General features: G+C 31.2%; 2 protein-coding genes. One reads left to right on the forward strand and one right to left on the reverse strand.

What is annotated here, in order from left to right:
- Positions 1 to 177: 177 nt before the first annotated feature.
- Positions 178 to 594 carry a DUF3888 domain-containing protein gene (locus AC1DSL_RS17870; RefSeq protein ID WP_477533269.1) on the forward strand — a complete coding sequence of 139 codons (417 nt, stop codon included), beginning with the start codon at positions 178 to 180 and terminating at the stop codon, positions 592 to 594.
- Between the two features lie 102 nt (positions 595 to 696).
- Here the strand turns inward: AC1DSL_RS17870 and AC1DSL_RS17875 are convergent, their stop codons facing one another.
- Entirely contained in the window at positions 697 to 1587 is an 891-nt protein-coding gene (locus AC1DSL_RS17875) for a hypothetical protein (protein WP_477533270.1), read from the reverse strand.
- Positions 1588 to 1737: the final 150 nt, after the last annotated feature.

A 1737-nucleotide genomic window follows, 5' to 3' on the forward strand; every position in this document is an offset into this window, starting at 1 on the left:
ATTGAAATGTCATTTCCTCCTTTGTTCCATTTGTTTATTCTTTAAACGTTAAGCTGCCAAAGTAGCTCTAGGATCTTCAACTAAAGCACCCGTTAGTTTCAATAAGCACATACTTTATTCAGAAAAGGTCACAATACAATTAATTAGATAAAGTCGTAAAGAGGTGTATTGAAGAGAATGAAAAAGATGTTAATCGTTTTTATACTATCCCTTGTTGTTATTACTTCTTTTCAAACAACAATCCTTTCATCAGCTGAACCAACTCAAGACTCTGAAGAGCTTAGATTACAGGATATGCTTATGAACATGCTTACTCCTTATATTGCAAAAGATTTGAATAACTATTATTACCCGAAGATTTTAAAGGATTTTTCACCTCAGGTCACTCCATGGAAAATTGAAGTGATTGAAACAAGAAGAGTAAATGGTTTCCGTGGCTTTAAATTAGAAATTACATTTGATATTGAGCCTACCGATGGTGGACACTGGGTTCCAGTAGGGAAGGACCGAATGACCTATGAAATATCTGTTGGACCTGAGGTTAAATTGATAAATCACACGCATCTAAAGACGTATAAATACCCTCCCGAATAATAAATAGGCTTCAACTAAACTGCTCCGTTAGTTGAATAGGAAAAATGGCTTTACTCCTTATTGAAGTAAAGCACCCGTTAGTTGAACAAGTTAGTGTACCTATTATTTAATTTTTTTAGCTACATAATCCCCGTAAAAGTATGAGTTATATAGATGATCATATTTAGGTGTAGCAATTATAGTATATTTACCATTTTCATCAACTTCAAATAAAGCTACATTATTATACTCCCATCCTACCGAATGATCAGGATTTGAATCATCTACCAACATATCAATGTTGTATATCCCTTTAGTTAATACCCCACTTTGTTGAAAGTCCACTATTAAATCCTTAGCTTTTGGAATAGGATGTTTATTTTTATTCATGTCAAATTCAAATAAAAAATTCACCACACCTATATACCTCGAATTATAATTTTCACGCCGAGGATCACTTGGTTTCAATGTAGGTAAAAGAGCATTGGTATCAATCTTTTGGGTCTTTTTAAAATCTTCTAATACTTCTTGAGAATATACTATATTTAATTCAATATTATCGAAAGGGAACATGTAGGCAGGTTCTCCATCCTCAATAACAACTTTTTGAGGATATTTTACTAATCCATACTTTTTTATTATTTTATTCGTCGCGTGAATAACTTCAGGATGCTGCTCTATATATGCACCTTTAAACATTTCTAAATAAAAATCATCACTTGATTCTTGAACAAAATTATAKATAATACTTTTATCCTGATGAGTCTCCTTTTCAAAAGTAAGTCTTGGATACGCTGAATACGGTTTATCAATTCTTAAATGAGTATCGTAATTATAATCTACCAAGAAATTGTTTTCTGCTGTTATAATTTGAAACTCCTTTTCAAATCCATAATTAGTTTTTAAATAATCTTGAACTGGCTTTTTTAAATCATCTTTAGAGTCACATCCATTTAGAATTAGGATTGAAATACTCCCTAAGATGATTTGAGTCAATTTTTGAATATTCATCAATCCACTATCCTACCTTTCTTAAATTATTAATAATTATGTCAGTCCTTAGTCAACTAAACCGCTCCGGTAGTTGAATAAGCTCTAACGACTATGTAAATGGTTATTAAATTTAATTAAGGCTTCATTTATTTCTTTTCTTAGTTGTTGTAC

Source organism: Paenisporosarcina sp. P4_D4 (assembly GCF_056401835.1).

Coding starts and splice junctions, on each gene's coding strand:
- AC1DSL_RS17870 (WP_477533269.1), top strand. CDS start 178: ATGAAAAAGATGTTAATCGTTTTTATACTATCCCTTGTTGTTATTACT.